This window comes from Paraburkholderia sp. SIMBA_054 (genome assembly GCF_046534875.1).
GTDB lineage: Bacteria > Pseudomonadota > Gammaproteobacteria > Burkholderiales > Burkholderiaceae > Paraburkholderia > Paraburkholderia hospita.
In genome coordinates this window covers 1-277 of record NZ_JAWRXV010000658.1, presented here as the reverse complement: position 1 = coordinate 277, position 277 = coordinate 1, and the positions used below count along the sequence as shown (strand labels likewise).

Sequence of the window (277 nt, the reverse complement as noted above, 5' to 3'; positions counted from 1 at the left end):
CTGATCACGCGCGCCGCGCCGTGGGTGTTTCTGTTCGCGGCGGTTTGCATCGCGTACTTTTCGGCGGGACGGTGGGCTTCGGTGCTTCTACTGATTCCGTTCGTGTTGCTGATAGTCGGATTGCAAACGCTCACGCGCAGTCACGGCGTCAACCTGAGCGTCAGCTATTTTCTCGGCATTGCAATTGGCCCGCTGATTGCCGACCTGTTCTCGATACTCTCACCGGTCGAACGCCGACGCATGCGTCGCGACCACGTGTCGAACTTTGCGCTCGCGC

General features: G+C 60.3%; 1 pseudogene. It reads left to right on the top strand.

Annotation, left to right across the window (positions count from 1 at the left end):
* Positions 1–277, top strand: a pseudogene (locus tag SB822_RS56735) (hypothetical protein); the annotation flags it as partial.